The organism is Microcoleus sp. EPA2 (assembly GCA_020882975.1).
GTDB lineage: Bacteria > Cyanobacteriota > Cyanobacteriia > Cyanobacteriales > Microcoleaceae > Microcoleus.
In genome coordinates this window covers 1-25586 of sequence record JAHRFD010000009.1, presented here as the reverse complement: position 1 = coordinate 25586, position 25586 = coordinate 1, and the positions used below count along the sequence as shown (strand labels likewise).

The 25586-nt window shown below is 44.4% G+C and carries 22 protein-coding genes; 12 read left to right on the top strand and 10 right to left on the bottom strand.

The features are described 5' to 3' along the window. Nucleotides 1-4 precede the first annotated feature (4 nt). Nucleotides 5-1663 carry a class I SAM-dependent methyltransferase gene (locus AAFP14_RS10675; protein ID WP_341732240.1) on the top strand — a complete coding sequence of 553 codons (1659 nt, stop codon included), beginning with the start codon at nucleotides 5-7 and terminating at the stop codon, nucleotides 1661-1663. A gap of 123 nt (nucleotides 1664-1786) precedes the next feature. Next, nucleotides 1787-3067, top strand: coding sequence for a glycosyltransferase family 4 protein (locus AAFP14_RS10670; protein ID WP_341732239.1), 1281 nt, complete (start codon nucleotides 1787-1789; stop codon nucleotides 3065-3067). A 211-nt stretch (nucleotides 3068-3278) separates the two neighbouring features. On the opposite strand, the gene AAFP14_RS10665 is transcribed toward AAFP14_RS10670, so the two are convergent. From AAFP14_RS10665 to AAFP14_RS10645, 5 genes are all read right to left on the bottom strand, one after another. Further along, the gene (locus tag AAFP14_RS10665) at nucleotides 3279-4637 is read right to left on the bottom strand and encodes a protein kinase domain-containing protein (RefSeq protein WP_341732238.1); all 1359 of its coding nucleotides are present in this window, start codon (nucleotides 4635-4637) and stop codon (nucleotides 3279-3281) included. A gap of 543 nt (nucleotides 4638-5180) precedes the next feature. Continuing rightward, entirely contained in the window at nucleotides 5181-5582 is a 402-nt protein-coding gene (locus tag AAFP14_RS10660; protein WP_341732237.1) for an endonuclease domain-containing protein, read from the bottom strand. Nucleotides 5583-6049: 467 nt separating this feature from the next. Continuing rightward, a complete protein-coding gene (locus AAFP14_RS10655) occupies nucleotides 6050-7081 on the bottom strand; it encodes a serine/threonine-protein kinase (protein WP_341732236.1) in 1032 nt (343 codons plus the stop codon). A gap of 166 nt (nucleotides 7082-7247) precedes the next feature. Next, nucleotides 7248-7529 carry an Asp-tRNA(Asn)/Glu-tRNA(Gln) amidotransferase subunit GatC gene (gene gatC, locus AAFP14_RS10650; protein ID WP_341732235.1) on the bottom strand — a complete coding sequence of 94 codons (282 nt, stop codon included), beginning with the start codon at nucleotides 7527-7529 and terminating at the stop codon, nucleotides 7248-7250. A gap of 155 nt (nucleotides 7530-7684) precedes the next feature. Next, on the bottom strand, nucleotides 7685-8206 hold the full coding sequence (locus AAFP14_RS10645; protein WP_341732234.1) for a photosystem I assembly protein Ycf3: 522 nt from the start codon (nucleotides 8204-8206) through the stop codon (nucleotides 7685-7687). Nucleotides 8207-8711: 505 nt separating this feature from the next. Between AAFP14_RS10645 and AAFP14_RS10640 the strand changes: the two genes are divergently transcribed. After that, nucleotides 8712-10001, top strand: a complete 1290-nt coding sequence (locus AAFP14_RS10640; protein WP_341732233.1) for a hypothetical protein — start codon at nucleotides 8712-8714, stop codon at nucleotides 9999-10001. A 76-nt stretch (nucleotides 10002-10077) separates the two neighbouring features. On the opposite strand, the gene AAFP14_RS10635 is transcribed toward AAFP14_RS10640, so the two are convergent. Together AAFP14_RS10635 and AAFP14_RS10630 are read right to left on the bottom strand one after the other, a co-directional pair. Continuing rightward, nucleotides 10078-10437 (bottom strand): hypothetical protein, encoded by a 360-nt coding sequence (locus AAFP14_RS10635; protein ID WP_341732232.1) that lies wholly within the window; start codon nucleotides 10435-10437, stop codon nucleotides 10078-10080. 26 nt (nucleotides 10438-10463) lie between these two features. Further along, nucleotides 10464-11639, bottom strand: a complete 1176-nt coding sequence (locus tag AAFP14_RS10630) for a SpoIID/LytB domain-containing protein (RefSeq protein ID WP_341732231.1) — start codon at nucleotides 11637-11639, stop codon at nucleotides 10464-10466. 263 nt (nucleotides 11640-11902) lie between these two features. On the opposite strand from AAFP14_RS10630, the gene AAFP14_RS10625 reads away from it, so the two are divergent. From AAFP14_RS10625 to crtB, 3 genes are all read left to right on the top strand, one after another. Beyond that, nucleotides 11903-12841, top strand: coding sequence for a ribonuclease Z (locus AAFP14_RS10625; protein WP_341732230.1), 939 nt, complete (start codon nucleotides 11903-11905; stop codon nucleotides 12839-12841). A 175-nt stretch (nucleotides 12842-13016) separates the two neighbouring features. Further along, the gene (gene pds / locus AAFP14_RS10620) at nucleotides 13017-14390 is read left to right on the top strand and encodes a 15-cis-phytoene desaturase (RefSeq protein ID WP_341732229.1); all 1374 of its coding nucleotides are present in this window, start codon (nucleotides 13017-13019) and stop codon (nucleotides 14388-14390) included. A gap of 92 nt (nucleotides 14391-14482) precedes the next feature. Beyond that, entirely contained in the window at nucleotides 14483-15412 is a 930-nt protein-coding gene (gene crtB / locus AAFP14_RS10615) for a 15-cis-phytoene synthase CrtB (RefSeq protein ID WP_341732228.1), read from the top strand. Nucleotides 15413-15477: 65 nt separating this feature from the next. Here crtB and AAFP14_RS10610 read toward each other — a convergent pair whose 3' ends face one another. Next, on the bottom strand, nucleotides 15478-15933 hold the full coding sequence (locus AAFP14_RS10610) for a hypothetical protein (protein ID WP_341732227.1): 456 nt from the start codon (nucleotides 15931-15933) through the stop codon (nucleotides 15478-15480). A gap of 199 nt (nucleotides 15934-16132) precedes the next feature. Then, the gene (locus AAFP14_RS10605; RefSeq protein WP_341732226.1) at nucleotides 16133-18991 is read right to left on the bottom strand and encodes a valine--tRNA ligase; all 2859 of its coding nucleotides are present in this window, start codon (nucleotides 18989-18991) and stop codon (nucleotides 16133-16135) included. A 325-nt stretch (nucleotides 18992-19316) separates the two neighbouring features. On the opposite strand from AAFP14_RS10605, the gene AAFP14_RS10600 reads away from it, so the two are divergent. Further along, nucleotides 19317-19694 (top strand): GxxExxY protein, encoded by a 378-nt coding sequence (locus tag AAFP14_RS10600; RefSeq protein ID WP_341732225.1) that lies wholly within the window; start codon nucleotides 19317-19319, stop codon nucleotides 19692-19694. A 236-nt stretch (nucleotides 19695-19930) separates the two neighbouring features. Here the strand turns inward: AAFP14_RS10600 and AAFP14_RS10595 are convergent, their stop codons facing one another. Continuing rightward, entirely contained in the window at nucleotides 19931-21583 is a 1653-nt protein-coding gene (locus AAFP14_RS10595) for an FAD-dependent oxidoreductase (protein ID WP_341732224.1), read from the bottom strand. A gap of 213 nt (nucleotides 21584-21796) precedes the next feature. Between AAFP14_RS10595 and AAFP14_RS10590 the strand changes: the two genes are divergently transcribed. The 5 genes from AAFP14_RS10590 (at nucleotide 21797) to AAFP14_RS10570 (ending at nucleotide 25279) form a co-directional block, all read left to right on the top strand. Beyond that, a complete protein-coding gene (locus AAFP14_RS10590; RefSeq protein ID WP_341732223.1) occupies nucleotides 21797-22291 on the top strand; it encodes a papain-like cysteine protease family protein in 495 nt (164 codons plus the stop codon). Continuing rightward, a complete protein-coding gene (locus tag AAFP14_RS10585) occupies nucleotides 22288-22758 on the top strand; it encodes a hypothetical protein (RefSeq protein ID WP_341732222.1) in 471 nt (156 codons plus the stop codon). Before AAFP14_RS10590 ends, AAFP14_RS10585 begins: the two co-directional genes overlap by 4 nt. A 57-nt stretch (nucleotides 22759-22815) precedes the next feature. After that, complete coding sequence (locus AAFP14_RS10580; protein ID WP_341732221.1) at nucleotides 22816-23043, top strand: hypothetical protein; 228 nt, start codon at nucleotides 22816-22818, stop codon at nucleotides 23041-23043. Beyond that, nucleotides 23043-23444 (top strand): type II toxin-antitoxin system VapC family toxin, encoded by a 402-nt coding sequence (locus tag AAFP14_RS10575; RefSeq protein ID WP_341732220.1) that lies wholly within the window; start codon nucleotides 23043-23045, stop codon nucleotides 23442-23444. Before AAFP14_RS10580 ends, AAFP14_RS10575 begins: the two co-directional genes overlap by 1 nt. 197 nt (nucleotides 23445-23641) lie before the next feature. Further along, the gene (locus tag AAFP14_RS10570; protein ID WP_341732219.1) at nucleotides 23642-25279 is read left to right on the top strand and encodes an McrB family protein; all 1638 of its coding nucleotides are present in this window, start codon (nucleotides 23642-23644) and stop codon (nucleotides 25277-25279) included. Nucleotides 25280-25586 lie beyond the last annotated feature (307 nt).

The following is a 25586-nucleotide window of genomic DNA, read 5'->3' as shown; positions in this document are numbered from 1 at the left end:
AAGTATGCAGTCAAATTCCCAGCCTATAGAAGATAACACCTCCGAGGAATTAACGGCTAAAAATTATTGGGAGACTAACCCCACTGCTGCCATTGGAAAGCAAGGTTACTGGTTATCTAATCCGATTATTGAAGCTGCTATCAACCATCGACTTTCAGGTGCTAAGGGTAATGGTTATTGGCTAAGCTGGTTAGCTAATAAATTTTTCAAAAAACAACGGTTCGATCGCCTGTTGTCTATTGGTTGCGGTGTCGGGAATCACGAGATTTTAATGGCTAAATTAGGATTGGCTACTCAAATTGATGCCTTTGATTTTTCCGAAAGTTCTTTAGAGATTGCTAGAAAAGATGCCGCAGCAGCCGGAGTGGCAATCAATTTTTATCAAGATGATTTCAATTTATTTACCATTGATGATAGTAAGAAATACGATCTAGTTTTTTGCTCAGGTTCCCTGCATCACGTCAGAGAACTAGAAAGATGTTTGTCAATTGTTCGGAAATGTTTAAAACCCGATGGATATTTTATTGTCAATGAATACATAGGAGATTGCTACAATATATATAATCCAAATCAAGAGGCTTTGATTAATCGCATCTACAAATGTTTTCATTACACGCTGAGGTCGGGAACAACTGAAATATTTGCCAGTCCAAGTATTGAGAGAGTATTTGCGAAAGACCCTTCTGAAGCAGTCAGGTCAAAGCTGATACTGCCCTTTTTAGAATTCTACTTTGATGTGGAAGTTTTGAATCCGGCCGGTGGAGGGTTGCTTCATGAACTTTACCCTTTGTTAGATCACTATCAACTTTCCGACGGAGATCCTAAGAGTGAAACGATAGTCAAGTTATTGCTTGAGATTGAAACCATCTTAATGGAGATGCCGGGAGGAATATCAAGTGATTTTTGTTTGTGTATTCTGAGACATAAAAAACCCAAAACAATGGAAATAATACCGTCTAAAATAGACTACGAAAGAGCGTGGGATAGCTACGCCCAAGAATGGAAAGAGAATAATCCTGAACTTGCTTATTTGGGCGATGAATGGATCGGAAAAGGTGCGGGTGCGGCTAATTCACTATCAGAATATGAATCTTTGATAGAACAGGAATTTATTGCGCCTTATATCAAAAAAGAACATCGGGTGTTGGAAATTGGCATCGGTGGTGGCAAAACCAGTTCGTTGCTGCTAAAACATTGCGATCGACTAATTTGTGCTGACATTTCTAGTCAAATGCTGGAAGCAACCCGATCGCGCTTGGGAGACGATCGCGTTTCCTATGTAAAACTTAACGGTTTAACATTAGATGGTATCGCCCCAGAATCGGCTGATGCCTGCTTTTGTTACGATACAATGGTGCACGTAGAACCAGTGGATATATTCAACTACCTAACTCGCATTCCGAAACTGCTGCGAGGCGATCGCATTTGCGTCTTTCACCACGGGAATATTCTCAGCGAATTAGGGTGGGAAAAATTCACCAACGAGTGGGATAAAAACTTGCTAGGACGCAGAGACGGCACTGCATTTTCAGTGATGACGGATACAATTATGGAAAAATTTCTCAACCATTTAAACTATGAAATCATCCTGAAAAACACATCTTCAGTACCACGAGATTGCGTCTGGATCTGCAAAGCGCCATTAGTAAGTTCCGGCGGTTGAAACCGCGACTATACAAACAAAGTTCACCTCCGTGGACTAATGTAAAAATTCGGAAATGGCATTGCCGTTTCCCTTCTTCACATCGATCTTCTTCCTTCTTCCTTCTTCCTTCTTTCTTCCATAATGAAAGCATTATTTCTCCATCCCAACTTTCCGGCCCAATACCGCCACATTATCACGGCGTTAGGGGCAGACCCGAATAACCAAGTAGTTTTTGGAACTAAAAACGAGCGGCCAGAATGGAACATTCCCGGTGTTCGCAAAGCAGCATTTACACCCAGCCGAGAACCCAACGCCCAGACTCACCAATACGTTCGCCCCTTAGAAAGTGCTGTCATCTACGGACAAGCCGTATTTAGAATGGCGGAACAACTCAAAGCTGATGGTTTTGTACCGGATATTATCTGCGGTCATTCCGGTTGGGGGCCGACATTGTTTGTCAAAGAAGCTTTTCCAAATACGCCACTTTTATGCTACTTCGAGTGGTTTTATCACGCGATCGGTTCCGACGCAGATTTCGACCCAGCGGAACCTTTAACAGTGGACGATATGGCGAGAATTAGAATTAAGAATGCGCCGATTTTAGTCGATTTATACTCTTGCGATTGGGGTTTATCGCCTACTTATTGGCAGCGATCGCAATTTCCACCAGAATTACAACAAAAACTCTCCACACTTCACGACGGCGTAGATACAGACTACTTCAAACCAGACCCCGGTGCTAAACTGGTTTTGCCTAACTTAGACTTGTCCGGCGTTGATGAAATTGTCACCTATGTATCGCGAGGAATGGAACCTTACCGAGGATTTCCAGAGTTTATTGAATCCATCGCCTATGTACAAGAACGCCGCCCCAATTGTCACGTCGTAGTTGTTGGTTCCGACAGAGTTTGTTACGGCCGTTCTTTACCTAATGGCGAGTCTTACAAAGACTATATGCTCAAAAAAGTGCCGCTAGATATGTCGCGAGTTCACTTTGTCGGACCGCTACCTTACGGACTGTACTTAAAAGTCATTCAAGCATCAGATGTGCACGTTTATTTAACCAGACCTTTTGTGCTATCTTGGTCAATGATTGAATCTCTATCAACGGGATGTTTAGTCATCGGTTCCGACACCGGGCCAGTCCGAGAAGTGATTCGGGATGGAGAAAACGGTTTGTTAGTCGATTACTTCTCGCCAAAACAAGTAGCCGATCGCATTGATGAAGTTTTAGACCATCCTACCCGCATGGCAGAAGTTCGCGTCAGGGCTCGTCAAACAGCATTAGAACGATATAGTTTAGCTAAAATGTTGCCGCAACATTTACGACTAATTGAGCAGGTAGCGACTCGTTCGATGCCGCCTACAGTTGGTATGGAACCAGAACGGGAATTAGCAGCATCTTTTGCGGTGAGAATTTAATCGTTTGTAATGCCATAGCCTGGGTTTGAACTAAGTGTTGAACCCACGGTTTTTCAAATTATGGATTGCTAACAATACTGACATCGGGAGGATTATTATCAGTAATTTATGATATAGCAATCCTAAATCATTTGTGAATTTCTTACTCCCGGACCTTAATAAGGGGAGGGTTGGGGTGGGGTAAAAAACTTTACGACTCCTGCAAGGATTGCTATATAGTGTTTAATAAAGCTTGTTTAAAATCTGCTGCACTTTTGTAATAAATTTCAGGATTGTCGATTAAAGCGCGATCGATTACCGTAGCTAGGGGTTGAGGGATGGATGAAGTGCGATCGCGAATCGGAACCACATCATTATCCAAAACAGCACGAAACGGGTCTAATCCCACAAAATTGCGAGGCGCATATCCCGTAATCATCACATACAAACAAGCCGCCGCCGCCCAAACATCAACCTCCGGCTTAGCATACTTATAATCAAGCACTTGCTGTCGCGGCATAAAATACGGCGTACCAACAGCATTACCACTCAAAGTTAAGCCACTTAAACCCGCCTGATCGAAAGCCTTTGCTAACCCATAATCCCCAATCTTAGCAACTTGTTTCCCACCAATATTAGCCAGAAAAATATTCCCCGGCTTCAAATCCCGGTGAATCAAACCCCGTCCCTTTGCAAAACTACCATCAGCCAATCTGACATTGGGAATTTCCGCATGATGAGTATAAGTCAAACCATCTAAGACTTGTGTAATAATACCTACAGATTCGGCGATCGGCAAAGTGCTGACACCGCGTTTGGCCATCAAATCCACAACACTGCCACCCTCGCAGTATTCCATCGTAAAAAAGAAAGTTTCATCAGCATAACCCGACTCTTTAAATCCTACCACATTCGGATGTTTCAAACATTTAGTATTATCAACTTCCCGCAAAAACCAATTCACAGCCCGCTGATTCGCCGCCACCTTTGGTAACATCACCTTCAGCGCCACTTCTTCATTAGTTAGTTTGTGTCGCGCCAAATAAACCAAACTAAAACCACCCTTACCCAACTCCTTCAGCAAAACATAATCAGCGAGAACCCCAATATTATTTTGACCGCCCACAGCTTTGAACAGAAAAGCTTTCAACATTTCCCACAAATTCTCTTGATTTGATGGAACAGAAGCGGGTTTTTGTTGCTGGGCTGTTTTGGCAATTTCCGGGTCAAGGGCAACAGCAACTCGAAAAGAAGTATCGCTGAGTGTAAATTTATCACCCTCTCTCAAGTCATACTCTGGGAATTGAATTTGAGCCGCCTCTTCAGGAGATTGATGAGCTTCTCGCTGACCGATTTTATGGCCGTTTACAAAAGTACCATTCTTGCTACCAAAATCGCGCACCCGGATATCGGGAGGATTGATATCTAGCAAACAATGATAGCGGGAGATGGTGCGATGTTTGTCGTCATCGGGAATCTTGGGATAGCAATCTTTAGCGCGGCCAATTATGCAAGTTGTGCGGGTATCAAAGGTGAATTCTTTGCCTTTGAGATTACCTGCGGTGATGGTGAGAGTAACTTGTGAACTCATATAAATTGTAAATTATGAATTTTGGATTATAAACACTTTTGCACCCACCTTTAGTAAAATACTAACTCTTGCTACCAACCCTTAACAAAGAGCTAACTCTTGCTCCCCCCCTTAGCAAGAGGGGGCTGGGGGGGGTAAAAGAGTAGATGCAATAAACGATTAAATCTAATCTACATTTCTAACTCTTGCTCCCCCCAAAGTTCGGGGCTAACTCTTGCTCCCCCCCTTAGCAAGAGGGGGCTGGGGGGGGTAAAAGAGTAGATGCAATAAACGATTAAATCTAATCTACCCTCCAAACTCTTGCTCCCCCCAAAGTTCGGGGCTAACTCTTGCTCCCCCCCTTAGCAAGGGGGGGCTGGGGGGGGGTAAAAGAGTAGATGCAATAAACGATTAAATCTAATCTACATTTCTAACTCTTGCTCCCCCCAAAGTTCGGGGCTAACTCTTGCTCCCCCCCTTAGCAAGGGGGGGCTGGGGGGGGTAAAAGAGTAGATGCAATAAACGATTAAATCTAATCTACATTTCTAACTCTTGCTCCCCCCCTTAGCAAGGGGGGGCTGGGGGGGGTAAAACACCCGATGTTCTCAACGATTTAACCCCCTCCACAATCACCTCCAAAACCCCATCCAAATTATGATAAACATCATCATTAGTAAACCTCAAAAAATTAATCCTTGCCGACTCAATAAACTCTTGCCTTTCCGCATCATATTCTACAGCGCCATCTACAAAATGACTGTCACCATCAACTTCCAGTGCTAGCTTGATTTCTGGCGAATAAAAATCTAGCACAAATGCTGCTACACTGTATTGTCTGCGAAATTTACAATTTTCAAGCTGTCTGTTTCTGATATGTTTCCATAGCTGCTTTTCCGCTTCTGTCATTTCTGCGCGAAGCTGCTGTCGTTTGAATTTTTCTGAGCTTTTGTTGTAGAGTATTGTCATTGTTATATAGGATTTTAACCCCCCCAGCCCCCCCTTGGTAAGGGGGGGAGTCAGAGCGTTTTTTTAGTTTGTTCGTTGGTTGTATAGATTTTAACCCCCCCCAGCCCCCCCTTGGTAAGGGGGGGAGTCAGAGCGTTTTTTTAGTTTGTTCGTTGGTTGTATAGATTTTAACCCCCCCCAGCCCCCCCTTGGTAAGGGGGGGAGTCAGAGTTGTTTGAGTTTTATTGTTGGTTGTTTGGTGTTTGTTGTTGATGCAAACTACAAATTTTGTTTCTTGCGTTATGGAGTTTGGAAGCTGTTGGTGGGGAGGTAGAAACCGGGTTTCTTCCTGAATCTGGGTGATGATACATAAATTATCGCAGAAACCCGGTTTCTGAGATTGATTTTACTTTGATTATTTGCTCGTTATGTCCCGACAACCCCGTCGGAAACCTAGATAGGGCATGGCTTCGTGGTTTTGGGCTTTGTTATAAATCTTTATGAAATCCTGAAACGCTATCGGCTTCTTTCCACTTTTTAGCCGCCAATAAATTCCGCAAGTTTGTATAATCCATTCCCACGGCTGAAACCAAATTCACCTCAGCAGCCACTGGTTTTGGTATCAGCAAATCCAACCATTCCTGCACCGACTGCGGGCGATTTTGCGGTTCCAACTCCATCCCTTTCATAATCGCCGCATTCACCCTGTCGCTAATCTCAGAATTGTGTTGCTTTGGCGGAGTTAAAGGAATATTTTGCTTCCTGAATTGCGACGGAAACGGCAACTCACCAGTCAACATCACATAAAGCGTTGCTGCTAGGGAATAAACATCTGTATAAGCACCAAGTTCGGCGCGTTTTTCTAATAATTCAATGGGTGCGTAACACTCAGTCCCGGAATTGCTATTTGTCCGCAATTTACCCGGCGCTGTCACCTGCCGCGCCAAGCCGAAATCAATCAAAACTGCACCCCCGTTACTAAGAGAAGAGAAGGCAGTATTTTCTCTTGCTCCCCCCCTTGTAGGGGCGGTGCCCCCGTGCCCGCCCTGGCTGGGGGTTCTTAACATAATATTTTGCGGTTTAACATCAAGGTGAGTAAGTCCCTGCTGGTGGACAAAACTCAGGGCGCTTCCAACTTGTTGAATAATTGGCAAAGCTTTTGCTTCCGACAAAATGCCGTTATCTTCGAGATATTCTGCTAAATTAGTGCCGTCGATTAATTCCATCACCATGCACCACAATTCGATATTTCCTGCCATTTCGGGAAATACTTCGTAAACTTGGACAACGTGGGGATGGCTGCATCTGGCTAAAGATAAGGCTTCGTTGACAAATTTGGTTTGGTATTCGCGAAAGTTTGGCTTACCTTGAACGTTGGCGTTTAGGGTTTTGATAGCGACTACTTTGCCTTCTTTGGGGTTTTGGGCGCGGTAGGTGACACCGAATCCGCCGCCGCCGAGGATGGCTTCGATGATGTATTTGCCGTTGTGTATTTGTTGTCCGGGGGGCCAGTGCCTCATGGCGGGTTTGTGGGGATGGAGAGGATGGTTTTGATTATAGCTGAGATGGGGGAATTTTGGTTGAGGGCTTTCGTGGGGTGTTGAGAAACCGGGTTTTTTCGGAGTTTTTGGGCTGCAATTAAGTATTGTCGCAAAAACCCGGTTTCTGTTTTGGGATTGTTAAGCCCTACATGATTTTAGGTACTTTGAAAAACTCGCCATCGCGATCGGGAGATGCAGCCAAGATACTTTCGCGATCGCCAAAAGGTTGCAAATCGTCCAATCGCGTCACATTGCTAACATCGATCGCCCGCGTTGTCGGTTTGACCTTACTTGTATCCAGTTCACTCAACTGCTCAAAATAGTCCAAAATACCGTTCAGTTGACCAGTAAACTGCTCCTCTTCTTCAGCAGTTAACTCCAATCTCGCTAACTTTGCTACTTTCCGAACTTCTTCTTTATCAATCATAAAATTTGGGAATTGGGAATTGGGAATTGGGAATTGGGAATTGGGAATTGAGAATTGGGAATTGAGAATTGGAAGGTGGAGATGGGTTATTAAAAAAACTACTACCTATTACCGATTCCCCATTACCGATTCCCTATTCCCCATTCCCATCATAGTTAAAAATACACATCAATCTGGGAGCGACCTGTGATTTTCAGCCAATTTTGCACTTCAATGTAATTGTTCGGTGCTAAGCGAATCGCCTCCTTCCAATAATCGGCAGCTTTATCAAATAGCCCTTCCGCCGCTTCCAGATTCCCAGCTTCCTTTTCTTTTTCCCCTTGATAGTGATAAATCACAGCAATATTATTTAGGGCTTGGGGCATTCTGGGATTGAGTTCTAGAGCTTTGCTGTAATACTCCAAAGCTTTGTCGTGTTCGCCGTTGCTGGTATGGATCAGCCCCATATTGTACAAAACATAACTGCGATCGTAAGGATCTTCTTCCAGCTTCAGCGCTTCCTGATAATTGTCCAAAGCTTCAGCGTATTCGCCATCAGATTGAGCCGACATACCATCTCGGTAATAAGCAAAAGCTTCCTTCGCCTGCTTCTTGGCTGGCATAATCTTGAGAATGATATCAGCCATTACCGTGAAACTTTTATCAATAAAGTTATCGTTGCGTTGAGTTCTTGGCATATGTGATTCTTTGGTTGATGACTAATCAGAAAAATTAGTCGGTAAAGTTTTCCTATTAAGAGTTGTGGCACTATTTTGGTTTATATAGCAATCCTAAATCATTTGTGAATTTCTTACTCCCTCCCCTTCATAAGGTCCGGGTTGGGGTGGGGTAAAAAACTTTACGACTCCTGCAAGGATTGCTATATTAGCACCGATGAGTCTCAAAAGACTTTTGAGACCGAACTGTAAACCTGACAACAGGGGGAAGTCCTATCTATTTTAAATAACTCTTGCAAAAATTGCAAAAAACCTATTTTTTAGACTTATTTAAATTTTTATTAAGTTTTCAATGTTCAACTAATGTTTGATACTACTCAAAACTCATGCGCCCAAACACTACCAACATTTTGTACCAAAGTCAAGGTCAGCCTGCAAACAGCCTGAATTCTCCAGGTCAAAACCAGCTTCAAGGCTCGCAACCTATAATTGAAAATAACCGGGTAATTTTCACAAAGAGAAAGACATGGCCCCAAATCCCAAGGTTATGCAAGCCGTCACAGAACTTGGCTACCGCGTTACGGTTGGAGACGTGGCGGCAAAAGCTGGACTAGATGTCAATTTTGCCGAACGAGAACTGTTAACCCTCGCTTCCGAAGCAGGCGGCCACCTGCAAGTAGCAGAATCCGGCGATATTGCTTACCTATTTCCCAAAAACTTTCAAGATATTTTACGCAACAAATTTTTACGGTTGCAGGTGCAGGAATGGTGGCAAAAAATTTGGCGTGTTCTATTTTACTTGATTCGGATATCTTTTGGCATAGTTTTAGTAGTGTCGATCGTCTTAATATTTGTGGCGATTACGCTTTTACTTTCTGCAAGCAGCGACAACAATAACGGAGGCGGAGGTGACGACAGGGGCGGAGGCTTCTGGTTTTTTCCCAGTAACGACTTAATCTGGCTATTTTACTGGAATCACGAACCATACTACCAGCAGCGATCGCGATTGACGGGCGAAAAACCCGAAATGAATTTTATGGAAGCAGTTTTCTCCTTTCTATTTGGAGACGGCAATCCCAATTACAATTTAGAAGAACGCAAGTGGAGCACTATTGCCGCCACTATTCGCAACAACCAAGGTGCCATCGTCGCCGAACAAATCGCTCCCTATCTCGACAACCTCCCAAAGGGATACGCCTTAGAATACGAAGAATATATGTTACCAACCCTAAGTCGTTTTGACGGTCGTCCCGAAGTCAGTCCCGAAGGACAAATAGTGTACCATTTCCCCCAATTGCAAATCACAGCCACCGAGAGAAATACTGAACCAGTGCCGGCTTATCTGCGAGAAATGCTGTGGCGTTTCAGCCACGCTAGTTCTGGACAAATCATGCTCGCAGCAGGCTTGGGAGCGGTGAATGTAGTAGGTGCATTAATTTTAGGGAGTTTATTAGCTAAAAGTGCGATCGGCAGTGGATTGCTCAGTTTAGTAGCCACTATTTATCCAATGCTCCTGATCTACGGTGTTGGATTTCTGACAATTCCCCTAATTCGCTACTTCTGGATTCAGTGGAAAAATAGCAGCATCGCAGCCCGGAATCAAGAGCGGCAGCAGCGAGCAATGTTATTAAATCAACCCGATCCTAACTTACAACAAAAACTTGCCTATGCCCGCGAATTTGCAGCAGAAAACATTTTGAATGGACAAGATTTAGCTTATACCACAGAAACCGAATTAACAGCGCAAGAACTAGAACAGTCAGCCAAGATAGATGCGGAGTGGCAAAAACGGATTGGGCGATCGGAAAATTTGTAATCAATCAAGTAGCCTGGGCGACGAGAAGTCGAGATTTTTTACCAACACTACGCAAACAATCCAAATTTTTTGTTAGTTAGTCCACGGAGGTGGACTTGGTTTGTGTAGTCGCGGTTTCAACCGCCGGAATTTCCTTTGTTTGTGTAGTCGCGGTTTCAACCGCCGAATAATCGGGCATATTCCTCAAGTTTTTAACCACTTTAGGGCGTTTAAAAATCAAACTATTCTGGTCATACTTCGAGTCATGCCGGACTGCCACAAGTTCCCAGCCCTCATCCCCCAATTCATTGATAAATAAATGTAAAAATCCTTGTTTCCACTCTCGTTGTTCTTCACCATTGACATATAAACTAATCAATTTATTGCCAAAAGGATACATATTAGCATCCACCAATAAATACTCCCACTTCTGCATAGCATTCCTGTATTTAGTCATTCCAACCCATCACCAATTCCTACCAATTACTGCACAGCAATTCTAGCCAAAGAAGCACCCCGATAATAGTGCAGCAAAATCTGCTGGTAGCCATATCCCTGCCTTGCCAAATTGTACGCGCCCCACTGACTCATGCCCACAGCATGACCAAAACCTTTACCAGCAATTTGAAACCCCGTCGGAGGCTTACCGCTATTTCTGCCACTAAAAATCCCCCCATACTGAGGAATCACCGTAAAGCGAGTGCTCCTCAAATTCAGCACCCGACGCAGATCCGCACCAGTCATCACCCTAGAACCGCCATCTCCGACTACTTTCATCGTAATCACGCTACCATGGGCCGTCGTGCGTTCAGGTTTCATGGAGATCACATTACCAACGCCAGAAATCCGATTGCTGATTTGAGCCTGTGTAAAATTTTCTTTCCACTGGTAAACCGGTGCCCCTTGGTCAAAATCGGGAACAGCCCGCAGATAAGGCAACGCTTCTGTCCAAACATCCTCAACATTCTCAGTATGTCCCCCAGAAGCAGAGTGGAATACCGCTAAAATAATTTGACTGTTGTAGGTAAGAACTTGACCCGTGGTGGCATCCACGGCAGAGTAAGTACCCGAAGATTCTGTTTGCAGTCCTTTATAAACCTGGGAAAATTGAGTAGCATCTACATCGTAAAGGTCGGTTTCGCTTTTGAGCCGCTGGTGGATAGCGTAGGAACGGGCAGCGACGGCTTGGGCTTTCAAAGCCTCTTGAGGCCAATTGCCACTCATTTCAGCGCCGAGAACGCTGTAGAGATACTGTTCGATATCAACGTAATTGACGGCAGTTAAGCCATTTTTTTGCGGAGTCACAAGAGTGCGTCCGCGATACCATCGATCGCCAATCCAAACATAACCGTTCCCCGTCGGCTCGATCCAAATTTGATTGGCAGCCCAGGAGCCAATCGCCACTTTTCCCGATCGAAATTGAGCAGACGAAGCACTGTTTGCCCTCAACTCACCCAAATTACGGCCACTACCATCCCGGATTGCAGCCTTAGTGGAACTGCCAACTCTTACCTGACTTGCCCCGTCTTGGATTGCCACTCGCAAGATCAACGCCGCCTGTGCTGGGGCTACCATTACCAGCCAAAACAACAGCGAAATCCAAAAATAGCGTTTTCCTAATGTCGAAACAAAGGAAGCAAAGAACACTCCTGGCTGCATTTGATAATTTTCCTCCTGTTATGTACAAATTTTAAATTTCGAGATGGTTCGCCAAGGGAAAAAGCAAGAGAATAGCAGAAAGAAAACGTTAGAATTAGGTTTAGCACACTCTGCGCGCGTCAAAAATGATTTGAGCGAGTAGATCCTCCCAGGAACAGGGATTGATGCCAATTCCTGTCGGTCAGCATTTCCTGAAGGTCGGATTAGCCGCACTCTGGATATATGTAACATATTTTTTAACTTTAATTGAGGTGATTTGACTCTTGCAGATTACATTTCTCGGAACTAGCTCAGGCGTACCCACGCGATCGCGCAACGTTTCCAGCATCGCCCTCCGCTTGCCCCAGCGAGCCGAACTCTGGCTATTTGACTGCGGCGAAGGAACCCAGCACCAATTCCTCCGCAGCGAGCTCAAAGTCAGCCAACTCACCCGCATTTTCATCACCCACCTACACGGCGACCACATTTTCGGCTTAATGGGTTTGCTGGCTAGCTGCGGTTTAGCGGGCAATGTCAAGCGCATCGATATTTACGGGCCTCCGGGACTTGAAGAATATTTGCAAGCTGGAGTTCGCTATTCCCAAACCCATTTTTCATACCCAGTGAAAGTCCACAAAAGTCATCCTGGAGTCATCTATGAAGATGACGAATATATTGTGAGTTGCGGTCCTTTGAAGCATCGAGTTACTGCATTTGGCTACCGCATCACCGAGAAAGACCGTCCCGGACATTTTGATGTCGAAAAAGCGAAGGCAGTCGGTATTCCTTCCGGGCCTATTTACGGCGAATTAAAACAAGGAAAAACAGTTAAGTTATCGGATGGGCGGGAGTTTAAAGGCACTGATTTTTGTGGGCCAGATCAAATAGGTAGGAAGTTTGTGTATTGTACCGACACAGTTTATTGTGACGGTGCTGTGGAATTAGCCAAAGATGCGGACTTGTTAGTGCATGAAGCTACTTTTGCTCATCAAGATGCTCAAATGGCCTTCGATCGCCTCCATTCAACTTCGACAATGGCTGCTCAAGTAGCTTTGAGTGCTGGGGCGAAACAGCTAATTATGACCCATTTTAGTCCCCGTTACGCTCCGGGAAATCCCATCGTCCTAGATGATTTGCTCAAGGAAGCCCAGGCTATTTTTCCGAATACAAAAATGGCCTATGACTTTTTGACCTACGAAGTACCCAGACCAGTTTCCAACTAGACTGGAACTGAGTTGACCAATGACCTAGAATTCCCTAGGCAAATTCTAGGTCAATCTTCTGATTCAGTCTTAAGTAGACCCCACGTCACGGGGACAGGCTGAAGTTCCCCAAAAAATGTAACGAGTTGTAAACTATAATTAAACCGAAGCGAACACAGAGGCCAAGTAGTATCAAATGCGAGTTGCGATCGCCGGAGCAGGCTTAGCAGGACTTTCCTGCGCTAAATATCTTACCGACGCGGGCCACAGCCCCATAGTCCTAGAAAGTCGAGACGTACTCGGCGGCAAAGTAGCCGCGTGGAAAGATGCAGACGGCGACTGGTACGAAACCGGCCTTCACATCTTCTTCGGGGCATACCCCAATATGCTGCAACTCTTCAAAGAACTTGATATTGAAGACAGGCTGCAATGGAAACAGCACAGCATGATTTTCAATCAACCAGAAACCCCCGGAACCTATTCCCGCTTTGACTTTCCCGACATTCCCGCCCCCTTCAACGGCGTAGCAGCCATCCTGGGCAACAACGATATGCTCACCTGGCCCGAAAAAATCAGCTTTGGCATCGGCTTAATTCCGGCGATGCTTCAGGGCCAAAAATACGTCGAAGCAATGGACAAATACTCTTTTTCCGAGTGGCTGAAAAAGCAAAACGTCCCCCCCAGAGTCGAAAAAGAAGTATTCATCGCCATGTCCAAGGCGCTCAACTTCATCGATCCCCAGGAAATATCCGCAACCATACTGCTGACAGCCCTCAACCGCTTCTTGCAAGAGAAAAATGGCTCGAAAATGGCCTTTTTAGACGGTTCCCCCACCGAGAGGTTGTGTCAGCCAATGGTAGACTACATAACTGAGCGCGGTGGCGAAGTCCGGCTGAATGCACCCATCGGGGAGTTTTTGCTCAACGATGACAACACCGTGCGAGGGTTCCAGATTCGGGGGATCAAAGGGGCACAGGCCGAAATTCTGACAGCCGATATCTACGTTTCTGCCATGCCCGTAGACCCTCTGAAGCTGATGATGCCGGAACCTTGGGGCAAAATGGACTATTTCAAACAGCTCGAAGGCTTAGAGGGAGTACCCGTAATCAATGTACACTTGTGGTTCGATCGCAAATTAACCGACATCGATCACTTGCTGTTCTCGCGATCGCCCTTACTAAGCGTCTACGCCGACATGAGCAACACCTGCCGCGAATATGCCAACCCAGACAAATCAATGCTGGAACTGGTTTTAGCACCAGCAAAAGACTGGATCGGCAAATCTGACGAAGATATCGTCGCAGCCACAATGGTCGAGTTAGAAAAACTCTTTCCCGATCAAATCCCAGCACCCGCTAAACTGCTCAAATATCACGTAGTCAAAACCCCTCGTTCCGTCTACAAAGCCACCCCCGGCCGCCAGGAGTGCCGTCCCTCGCAAACAACTCCCATTAGCAATTTCTATCTAACGGGGGATTATACAATGCAGCGTTATCTTGCGAGTATGGAAGGTGCCGTGCTTTCTGGTAAGCTGACAGCGCAGGCTATTTCAACGGCAAATAAAAAATGAAAAATTAAGAATTTTTCATAAAAAGGTAAAAGAATCTCCCGTTTTCTAGACGGGAGAATGTCAGTTCTAATCTTTAAATTTCTTATTCTCGGATGCTGCAACTGTCAAAACTCCAGTGCATGAGAACTCTGGCCTCTGTGGATGAATCCTACGAACTGTGCCGCCAAGTCACGGCGAGTTATGCCAAAAATTTTTATTTAGGCACTCAACTCATGCCCGAAGCCAAGCGTCGGGCCATTTGGGCGATTTACGTCTGGTGCCGCCGCACCGACGAACTCGTAGACGGGCCCGGTTCTGATGCAACAACTCCTGAAACCCTCAATCTGTGGGAAAAACGCCTAGAATCGGTGTTTGCCGGCCACCCCCACGACGACTACGACGTAGCTTTGGTAGATACGTTGTCTCGTTTCCCGATCGACATTCAACCCTTTCGAGAGATGATTGCGGGTCAACAAATGGACTTGTACCGCAGCCGGTACGAAACTTTTGAAGAGCTCAATCTTTACTGTTATCGAGTAGCCGGTACCGTCGGGCTGATGTCGATGTCTGTCATGGGTGTGGACCAATCAAACTCCGCAGCTAACTGGAATTGGCACTGGGGTAATAAAATTCCCAAAGAAGAAGCCATCGCCCTTGGTATCGCCAAACAGTTAACTAACATTCTGCGCGATGTCGGAGAAGACGCCCGCCGCGGCCGCATTTACATTCCCCTAGAAGACTTAGCACTGTTTAACTACACCGAAGAAGACTTATTCAACGGCGTAAATGACAACCGCTGGCGGGAATTAATGCGCTTTCAAATTCAGCGAGCTCGCAAATTATATGCTAGCGCCGAACCGGGAATCAAAGTTCTCAGTCCCGATATCCGCTGGACTGTGTGGGCTGCTACCATGCTCTATAGCAGAATCTTAAATGCGATCGAACGCAATCAGTACGATGTGTTTCAGAAGCGGGCCTACGTTACCAATTTTCAGAAATTGCAGTGTCTCCCCGCCGCTTGGCTGAAATCCAAAATTCTTTAGCCCAATGATAGTGCTGATATCTTAGTCCCACTCTGCTGGGACTTTGTTTGTGCAGTATCAGAAGTTTATTCGGCGGGTTCAACTGCTGTTTTCTGGAATTTTGCTTCTAAATTTTGAATTTGTTCCCGACGCGCTTCTACTTCAATCAAACGACGAGATAATTCTTGACTTTGCAAAGTCAGAGATTGCCGCCATTCTTCTGCTTTCTCTGCTTCTAGCTGCAAAAATTCAAGTGTAATACCATTTTTGAGATACTTATCAACTAATTCCACTACCCAGTTAGTAGCGGATCGCAGATTCAAAATTTCGCTATTTTCCCCAACATCTGCTAATACTAAAACACCTTCATTCAAGATATTACCTACAAAATTATTTGACACCTCACCCAAAATTTTAGGTAAAGTCAATACTTTTTGTTCAGAAAGAATCGCCCAACTATCATCAGCATTTTGACAAGCCAACAATTCCAGAGAGGCTTCGCCTAAAACTTCCTGATTTTTTACTTGAGCTAAATATAGCATGACGGTTATTAGTTAGGGGTTATTAGTTATTGGTTACTTGTTTGATTTACGAACTCGTAGGGGCGGGTTTTACCAACAATCTCTGCCCAAAACTAACTATCTCGAAAACCCGCCCCGGCCCTTCGGGTTAACATCTTCCAAAAAGCCTGTGAAGAACAAGCCAGAGGGCTTGTTCCACAATAATTATGGAAGATATCGATTAGAATAACTTAAGCCGATCGCGCAAAATTTCCGCCTGTTTTTCGGCCTCCGCCAAACCATCCCGCGCCACCTGAACAACTTGTGGATCGGCCTTTTCCACAAACTTCTGATTACTCAAACGCGCCGAAGTATGCTTAATTTCCCCTTCTATCTTAGCCAACTTTTTCTCTAATTTAACACGCAACGCCACCAAATCCACAACTCCTGCCAAAGGAATCAATACTTGTACAGTACCCACAACTCCAGCAATTGACCCGCCCTGGCCTGCCAGAGAAGATTCTGCATCCAAACTAGCAGCAATCGTCAGATTTTCCACCCTGGCCAAATCCTGAATGTAGATAGCACAATCTGAGAGAATCTGGCGTTCCTTAGCGCTTTCACTTTGCAAAATCGCCGTCACCTTAACCCCTGGCTTGATATCAGTATCAGCGCGCAAATTCCGAATAGTCCGAATCGTACCAAATAACAACTCAAACTGCTGTTCTAACTCAGAATCGATTAGGGATGCTTGCACTTCAGGATAACTTTGCAAAGCCAAACATTCATCCTCACCTGTTTGAGTCAGAGTGTGCCAAATCTCCTCAGTAATGTGTGGCATAAAAGGATGCAAAAGTTTCAGAATACCTTCCAAAACAAAAGCAAAAGTTTGCTGTGCAGCTTTCTTAGAATTCGGTTTAGCATCCTGTTGTAAGCGAGACTTGACCAATTCAATATACCAGTCACAGAAATCGCCCCAAATAAACTCATAAAGTCCCTTCGCCGCTTCCCCAAAAGCGTAAGTTTCAAAATCGTTACGACTTTGCTGCACTACTTGATAGTAGCGAGAAAGAATCCAGCGATCGCACAATTCCAAGGGCGGGCACGGGGGCACCGCCCCTACGGTGGGCGGGCACGGGGGCACCGCCCCTACGGTGGGCGGGCACGGGGGCACCGCCCCTACGGTGGGCGGGCACGGGGGCACCGCCCCTACGGGAGGCTGGGGGGGGTAAGGATTCCCCAATTGCTGCGGAGTCTGTCCCTCCAAATTCATCATCACAAACCGCGCAGCATTCCACAACTTATTAGTAAAATTCCGCGAAGCTTCCACCGATTTTGATTCATCAGTTTTGCGATCGTATTCCAAGCGAATATTTTGACCAGCCCCTACCACTTCCTTAACCAAAGTATAGCGCAAAGCATCAGTCCCGTACTTACCAATCAACAGTAGCGGATCGATACCATTCCCTTTACTCTTAGACATTTTCTGACCATTTTCATCCAACACCAAACCGTGAATGTAAACAGTATCAAAAGGCATTTTTCCCGTAAAATGTCCTGCCATCATCGTCATTCTAGCCACCCAGAAAAAGATGATATCAAAACCAGTAACCAAAGTAGTTGTCGGATAATAAAAATCTAAATCCTTAGTTTCATCCGGCCATCCCAAAGTAGAAAAAGGCCATAACCCAGAAGAAAACCAAGTATCCAAAACATCTGGATCTCTTGCTAACTGTACATCTTGACCAAATTTAGCCGCAGCTTTTTCCCTAGCTTCAGCTTCACTTTTTGCCACCAAAAATGGAGTCGTATCAGTAATTTCTCCCTGAGTTTCGCTAACAGCATACCAAGCCGGGATTTGGTGTCCCCACCACAATTGTCGGGAAATGCACCAATCTTTCAACTTTACCAACCAATCCCGATAAACCTTTGTCCATCTTTCCGGTACAAAGACTGGTGAATTCTCTTCATCTAAGGCTGCTAAAGCGCGTTCAGAAAGAGGATTAATTTTCACAAACCATTGAGTAGACAGTAAAGGTTCAACGGGGACTTTACCGCGATCGCTGTAGGGAACTGTATGTTTATAATCTTCGATTTTAACCAAAAATCCGTCTGTTTCTAACCGCTTTACCACATTTTTGCGGGCAACAAATCTATCTTGTCCTTGGAACTCTCCCGCATTTTCATTTAAACTGCCGTCCTTGTTCATGATGTTGATAAACGGCAAATCGTGGCGTTTACCCATCTCGAAGTCATTGGGATCGTGGGCGGGAGTGACTTTAACGCAGCCAGTGCCAAAAGTGCGATCGACAAACTCATCCGCAATCACCGGAATTTCGCGATTCACAATGGGCAAAGTGACAGTTTTACCAATAAGATGTTGGTAGCGATCGTCCTCTGGATTCACAGCCACCGCCGTATCGCCCAACATCGTTTCCGGTCGAGTCGTCGCCACCTCCAAATAACCAGAACCATCCGTCAAAGGATAGCGGAAATGCCACAAATGCCCGTCAACTTCCTGCTGGTCAACTTCCAAATCCGACACAGCAGACTGACTCGCGGGACACCAATTCACCAAATAATTGCCGCGATAAATCAGCCCCTCATCGTACAAGCGGACAAAAGCTTCTAAAACCGCAGCGGATAAGCCTTCATCCATCGTAAACCGTTCTCGCGACCAATCCACAGACACGCCCAAACTGCGCAATTGATTAGTAATAGTATTGCCAGACTCAGCTTTCCACTCCCAGGCTTTTTCCAAGAATTTTTCTCGGCCTAAATCGTAGCGAGTTTTGCCTTCAGCTTTAAGTTGCTTTTCCAGAATAGTTTGAACTGCGATACTAGCATGATCCGTTCCCGGCAACCACAGAGTATTGCGCCCTGTCATCCGCTGATAGCGCACGAGGACATCAATCAGCGTCTCTTCAAAAGCGTGTCCCATGTGGAGACTGCCGGTGACGTTGGGCGGCGGGATGACGACGCAGTAAGGTTCGCCGCCTTGTTCTGGGTCAGCTTTGAAGGTTTGGTTGTCTTCCCAGTATTTTTGCCACTTGGTTTCGGTGGCTTTGGGGTCGTATTGGGGTGGTAGGTTTGCGGTCATGGTGGCTTGAGAGTTTGATCTTATTTATGATTGTGCCACAGCGGGGGGAGGAGAAGAGTTTTGAACCGCAGAGGGCGCAGAGAGCGCAGAGGGAAGAGTGTTGCGAGGGTTTTGGATGTCGTAAAAAACCTTTCATCCCTCCCCTCTCTGCGCTCTCTGTGTTCTCTGCGGTAAAATCTTCTTAATATCTATTTCACCTCTTTACAATCCATTCCATTAAGAGAAGAGTTTTGAACCGCACCAGCGCCAGAGGGCGCAGAGGGAAGAGTGGGGAGAGGGTTTTGGGTTATGATTTTGATATTGGTTTGAAAAAAGGAGAGGGGAGTTGGCAGAGGATCTTAATGAATTGAGTTACGCTGTGATTGGGGCGGCTATGGAGGTTCATAAGGAGTTGGGGCCGGGGTTTTTGGAAGCGGTATATGAGAATTCGTTGCGTGAAGAACTCTCGCGCCGGGGAATTCCTTTTGACCCTCAACCTACGGTGAATGTCCTTTACAAGGGTGTTTTGGTTGGGAAAGCCAGATATGATATGTTGGTTGCCAACACTCTCGTTGTTCAATTAAAGTCAGTCCAAACCATACTTCCTATCCATGAAGCTCAAGTTATCTCCTACCTCAAAATGACTGGTCATCCTCTAGCCCTTCTCATCAACTTTAACGTCCGCTTTTTAAAAGAAGGAATTCGCCGCCTCATCCTCTCCTAAAAAAACCTCTCATCCCTCTCCCCTCTGCGCCCTCTGCGCTCTCTGCGGTAAAATCTTCTTAATATCTATTTCACCTTCTTATAATCCACCCCATAAAGAGAAGAGATTTGAACCGCAGAGGACGCAGAGGGCACAGAGGTAAGAGTGTTGCGAGGGTTTTTGATGTCGTAAAAAAACCTCTCATCCCTCCCCTCTCTGCGCTCTCTGCGCTCTCTGCGGTAAAATCCTCTTAATATCTATTTCACCTCTTTATAATCCACTCCATAACTCGTATCTCTCCCCGACAAATAAGTAGTTTTACCCGTCAAAGCCTCCAAGTTTGCTCTCGTTTTAGCAGAAGTAATCGTATTCAGCGGCACGCCCCACTTGCTAGCCAAACCGGCCGCTACGCCCACACCTTGTCCTTGATAAATATTCACCGTCGCAATCCGCCCGACTGATACCGCCATACCGACATATCCAGATGAGCGCCCGACGATCGCCAAATTATTCACTTTGCTAGCCAATGCACTTTCTATGCCAAAATTATACACGGGCAATCCAGGAATTCTCGATGACAAATCCTTGACTCCGCCTCGTAAATCAAAATCGTATGAAAAACTGCCGATCGACTTTTCGGCCTCGGTTCCTCCTTTAATAATTTCTTGTCCCGTCAGCGGATCTACGACATCGCGAACGTTCAAAGTTTGCCGGATGTAAACTTCATCCGGGATAAATACTCTCACATCTTTACCCGATTTTTTTTGCAGCCATTCTTGCAGATATGACATTTCTTTCAGCATCTCACGAGTCGGTTTTCTGTCGTTAGCTTCCATCTTCATCAGTTGGTCAACTTGATATTTAAATAGGAAGCCGTTCCATGACATAGAATTGTCTTGATAAACGCAAATATTGGCTTTGTCAAAAAAGAAGCCTTTGTCTTGAGTAAAGGGCAGATTTCTATCTACGTGATATGCTGCTCCTATGGATGCGCTTCTGATATTGTAGCCGTCTCGATAGGCTTGATAAATCGTGCTTGAGAAATTCCTCATCCAAAATTCGGTACTGGCATCATCTTTATATTTAGTAATGCTTGTTTTAATTTTTTCTACTAAAGGCGTGTTGTAAAGAATGTCATCTTCCATTCTGCGGAGGTCGGACATTGTTAAGCCGGTAATTGTCGGAACTATGGATATCGCTAAGGTTTCATTTTTGGATTTGATGTTTTGCGATTCATATCCTGTATAATAGGATAATCCGGCTTTTCTGGCGAATTCGGCATCTTGAGTTACGTCTATGTAAGAGTTAGCTTTGATTTTAACTCCACTGTCTTCTACTTCGGCATATTCAATTTTTTTATCGACTACGTGGGGAGTGAGAGTCGAGTTGGAAATAACTTTAACTCCGGCTTCTGAAAGCATTTCTTTGAGTGCTTTATCTGCCATTTTTGGTTCTAAGCAAGATTCGGGGACGTTTGCTTTGTCTAGGAATTCCCGGAAGCATTGGGCGTAGGGCTGGTTGTACCAATCGGGGATTTTATCTAAATCGACGTAACCTAAACCGCCGCGGGTGAGTACGCCGCCTAAAGCTGCGCTTTCATGGTTCGATCGCACTACTGCTACTTTTCCGTTTGCACCTAGGGTTTTCTTTGCCCAGATAGCTGCACATATGCCCGGTACTTCATCGCCATATACTACGATATCAAAGTGGCGATCGCCTGATGTTTGAGCTGCTGCTGGGGGCTTGTTTGTGGCCCTTTGGCGCAGGCTTGGGGGGTCTAATGTGGCACTTGCTTCGTTTCTATGGGCGATCGAATCTTTGGTTTGTTTGAAATAGGGAGAATCAACTAAAAGTTTGATGGCTACAAAAAAAATGGCGATCGCAGCTAATTTCTTGAAAGTAGGGAGCATTTAGTTGACTCGTTGATGAATTTGGCATACCTGAAAGTGCAATTCAGGGTTTACGGGGTTGAATATAGCACGTTTAGGTAATTTCGACACAAGTTTAATTTTTCCGGGAACTGTTGTGAGCAGCATTAATGTTAAGTTAATTCACAACTTGTAGTAACCCTAACAGTCGGCTGCTATTTTCAAAGCATCAGTCAAAAACGATAAACTGATGTTATGGTAGGATTGTCTGGGGCTGGTGGCAATTGGCAAGTTATTGATGAAATAGCCGATCGGGCTGTTGTCCAACAACAAGATAAGTTATCCTGCGGCCCTGCTTGTGGTGAAATGCTCCTTGGCGATCGCGGGGTTTATGGTGCGAACCAATCTTTAATTGCGGCGGAAACTGGAGTACCTGTAAGTGTTGAAGACTTAGCAATCGCACTCAATACTCTGGATACAAGCAGTTCTAGATTTTGGTTAGGTGGTACTATTTCTATTCCTGGCGCCACAAATTCTGAAATAGTTGAGGTATTAATTACTACTGGTTCTTGGGCTGCTATTTTGTGGGAAACTTTAGCTGACTTGGGTCATATAGTCATTGTTGATGGACTTGATGATACAGGAAAAATTATGATTCGCGACCCTTGGAATGCTACAAAATATAAAATGGAATTAGCAGAGTTTTTGAATTACTGGAACCTTCAAGCAGTTTACTCATTAAAACGATGAAAGTGCAAGTTTTATCTATTCAATCTGCGATCGCCCCTAATACTCACGAGGTTGTGCTGTCTGTGGGTACGGATACACAAAAATTTATTTTTACAACAGAAGTGAATCGAGTTGGAGAACATTTACTTCAGACTACTCGCGGCGATCGCACTTTTTCAGAGATTTTCAGATTTAATCAGCGGGTAGCAATGAATGTGACAAATCTGGTTGTTAAATGCTACAATCGTGAAACTGTCAATTTTCCGGCAGAGGTCGGCATCTTGGTCACTCCAGAAACAGCTTTGTCGAAGCAAAAGCCATTTGAAAATAACAGTTTAGTAGATACTGAATCGCAGCAAACAACAGCAGTCGATCGAGAAACTCGTCAAAGGGCGATCGCAATTCTTGAACAGTTACCGGAAGCTGTGCTTGATGAAGCTGTGAGGTTTCTGGAATCTTTGTATGTTAAGGGCGATCGAGTAGAGTAGCGATCGTACTTTTAAAATGCTACAATTATATCTATCAAAAATTGAAACATAAAAAACATGACTTTCGAGGCTGTTTTAAATCTTGTCAAGCACTTATCTCTAGCCGAAAAGTTACGGTTGATTAAGTCGATAGTTCCTGAAATAGAACGAGAATTAGTTGTTCTGCCGCTTCCCCGCAAATCATTGTGGGGTTTATGTGCTGATTTGGGAATTGCACCCTCTGCCGCTGATATAGATGAAGTTCGCAGCGAAGAATGGGCGAATTTCCCAAGGGAGGATTTCTAATGCTGCGTGCTGTAGCTGATACTCATGCTGTTATCTGGTATATCTTTGCCGATTCGCGACTTTCGGTGACTGCTAGAACGACAATAGAACAGATAGGTGCCGAGGGAAATCAGGTGGCTTTTTCATCAATTACATTAGCAGAAATTGTCTATCTGAGCGAGAGAGGGCGGATTAATTCAACTACTCTCGATCTATTATTGAGAGAAGTTGAGAGCGATGATGCCTTATTGGTTGAAATTCCTTTCGATCGCAATATAGCTTTGACTTTAAGGCAAGTTGACCGATCGCAAATTCCCGATTTGCCCGATCGCATTATTGCTGCTACTGCTTTGTATCTTAATGTACCCGTTATTAGTCGCGATCGCCGGATTCAATTATCTAGTATAGACACAATTTGGTAAATCTGAGTCACTCGGCGCAACTTTAACTTTTCCGGGAACGGTTATTAGCGGTTTTGCCTGTGTTACTGGTTTGGGAGGGCTATTGATGTGGGTAAGGATGGGGGTGCGATCGCATCTCAGATATCTGGTGTCGGGAAGGGCGATCGGCTACAATAAGTTAAGAACAACAATTGAGTCACCTGAAAAACACAGAAAACATGGAAAAAAATTTTGTACATCCTGAATGCCCTTTTTCAGAGAACACATTTAACCTATTGACCGAATTTTGTGAAAACCCAAGCTCAGATTTTTACATGGCACATAAAAAAGATTTCTTAAAATATCTAGAAGAGCCATTGAGGTATATTTTTAGTCATGTAGAAGAGCTGTTGCCTGATTTTATCAAAAAATATATAAATATCAAGTGGGAGCAATTTGGCTCGATCGTTGAAACAAAAAGTTTACAATCAATAGCTTACAGTATATTTTTTAGTTTTAAAGATATCTATTATGGAGACAATGCTTACTTAATGCTAAGATTTGACAACCAAGACTTAACTTTTGGTTTCTGTACAAAATTTAACGAAATTGATGGTATTATAGATAATTATCAAACCAATTATGATATAAATAATCCATCTGCAATCGATAGCCTCAAACGTTATAACCTTCCGAATCAATATCATTGCTATTTAACTAAGGAAATAATTCGTTCTACTTTACCTGTGGATGAAGATCCTACGATCATAATGAAATCTCCACAATGTATTTATGAATTATTAAATAGTATTATCCAACAAAGAGACGAATTTGAAGAATATAACATTACTAATATTCAGGTTGCTCGATCGCTTAAAAAAAAAGAAGTATTAGGATATTCTGCTAAAAAGTTAATTCAACTAATAGTACAAACCTTTAAAAAGGTATTTCCCTTATTTTTATGTTACAATGTGTACGATAATGATTCCCCTCTGCTTATAAATCAATATTTTACAGTCTATGAAAAGGAATTTAATCCAGTGTATCAACTAGAAGAAATCTCAGAAATTACTGGTTTTCAAACAACCCAACTAACCCAATGGATACACGCCATTAACCGCAAAGGCCAAACCATCATCCAAGGCCCACCCGGAACCGGAAAAACCTTTATAGCCGAAAAACTAGCCAAACACTTAATCGGCGGAGGTGACGGTTTCTCAGACATTATCCAATTTCACCCCGCCTACACCTACGAAGACTTTATCGAAGGCCTCCGCCCAATAACTCAAAACGGACAATTAACCTACTCAATAGTTCCCGGTAGATTCCTAGAATTCTGCGAAAAAGCCGAAGCCTGTGAAGACATTTGTGTTCTGATTATTGATGAAATTAATCGCGCAAATCTTTCTCAAGTCTTTGGCGAGTTAATGTATCTCCTAGATGACCGACAAGACACAAAACGCTTTATTACACTAGCCAGCGGTAAACTATTTAGAATCCCTACAAATGTCCGAATCATCGGCACAATGAACACCGCAGACCGTTCTATTGCCTTAGTTGATAACGCACTCCGCCGCCGTTTCGCATTCATTCCCATCTATCCAAACTATGAAGTCCTGCGACAGTATCACCAGAGAGAGAAAACAGGTTTCCCAGTTGATAAATTAACTAGGATTCTAGAAAATGTCAATCGGGCAATTAACAACAAACACTATGAACTAGGCATCTCCTTCTTTTTGACAAAAACCTTAGCTGAAGATATCCAAGATATTTGGGAAATGGAAATTGAGCCATACCTCGAAGAATACTTCTTTGATAACCAGGCAAAAATGGATGAATTTATCTGGGATCAAATCAAAGATAAATTGAGCAAGTGATAATCTAACGCTACTATAGCGCCTCTGAATGAGTTCTACAATTAAGGTAGGGGCAATCCCCCTGTGGTTGCCCCGATCGGGGGTAGGCACGGGGGCACTACCCCTACAAATGTTGCGATCCGATCGCCAAAAAAACCGCGTTACAGCATCTATGAAACGAGAATCACCCCGAATCCTTGAACTTACCAAAGAAATGGGTCTAAAGCCCCGTCCTTATAGGACGGCTTTAATTGTCCTTATTCTATCAGTCAGTCATGGTATAATAGAGCAAGTAAACAGCCAGTAAAAATGAAAGCAAGATACCAAT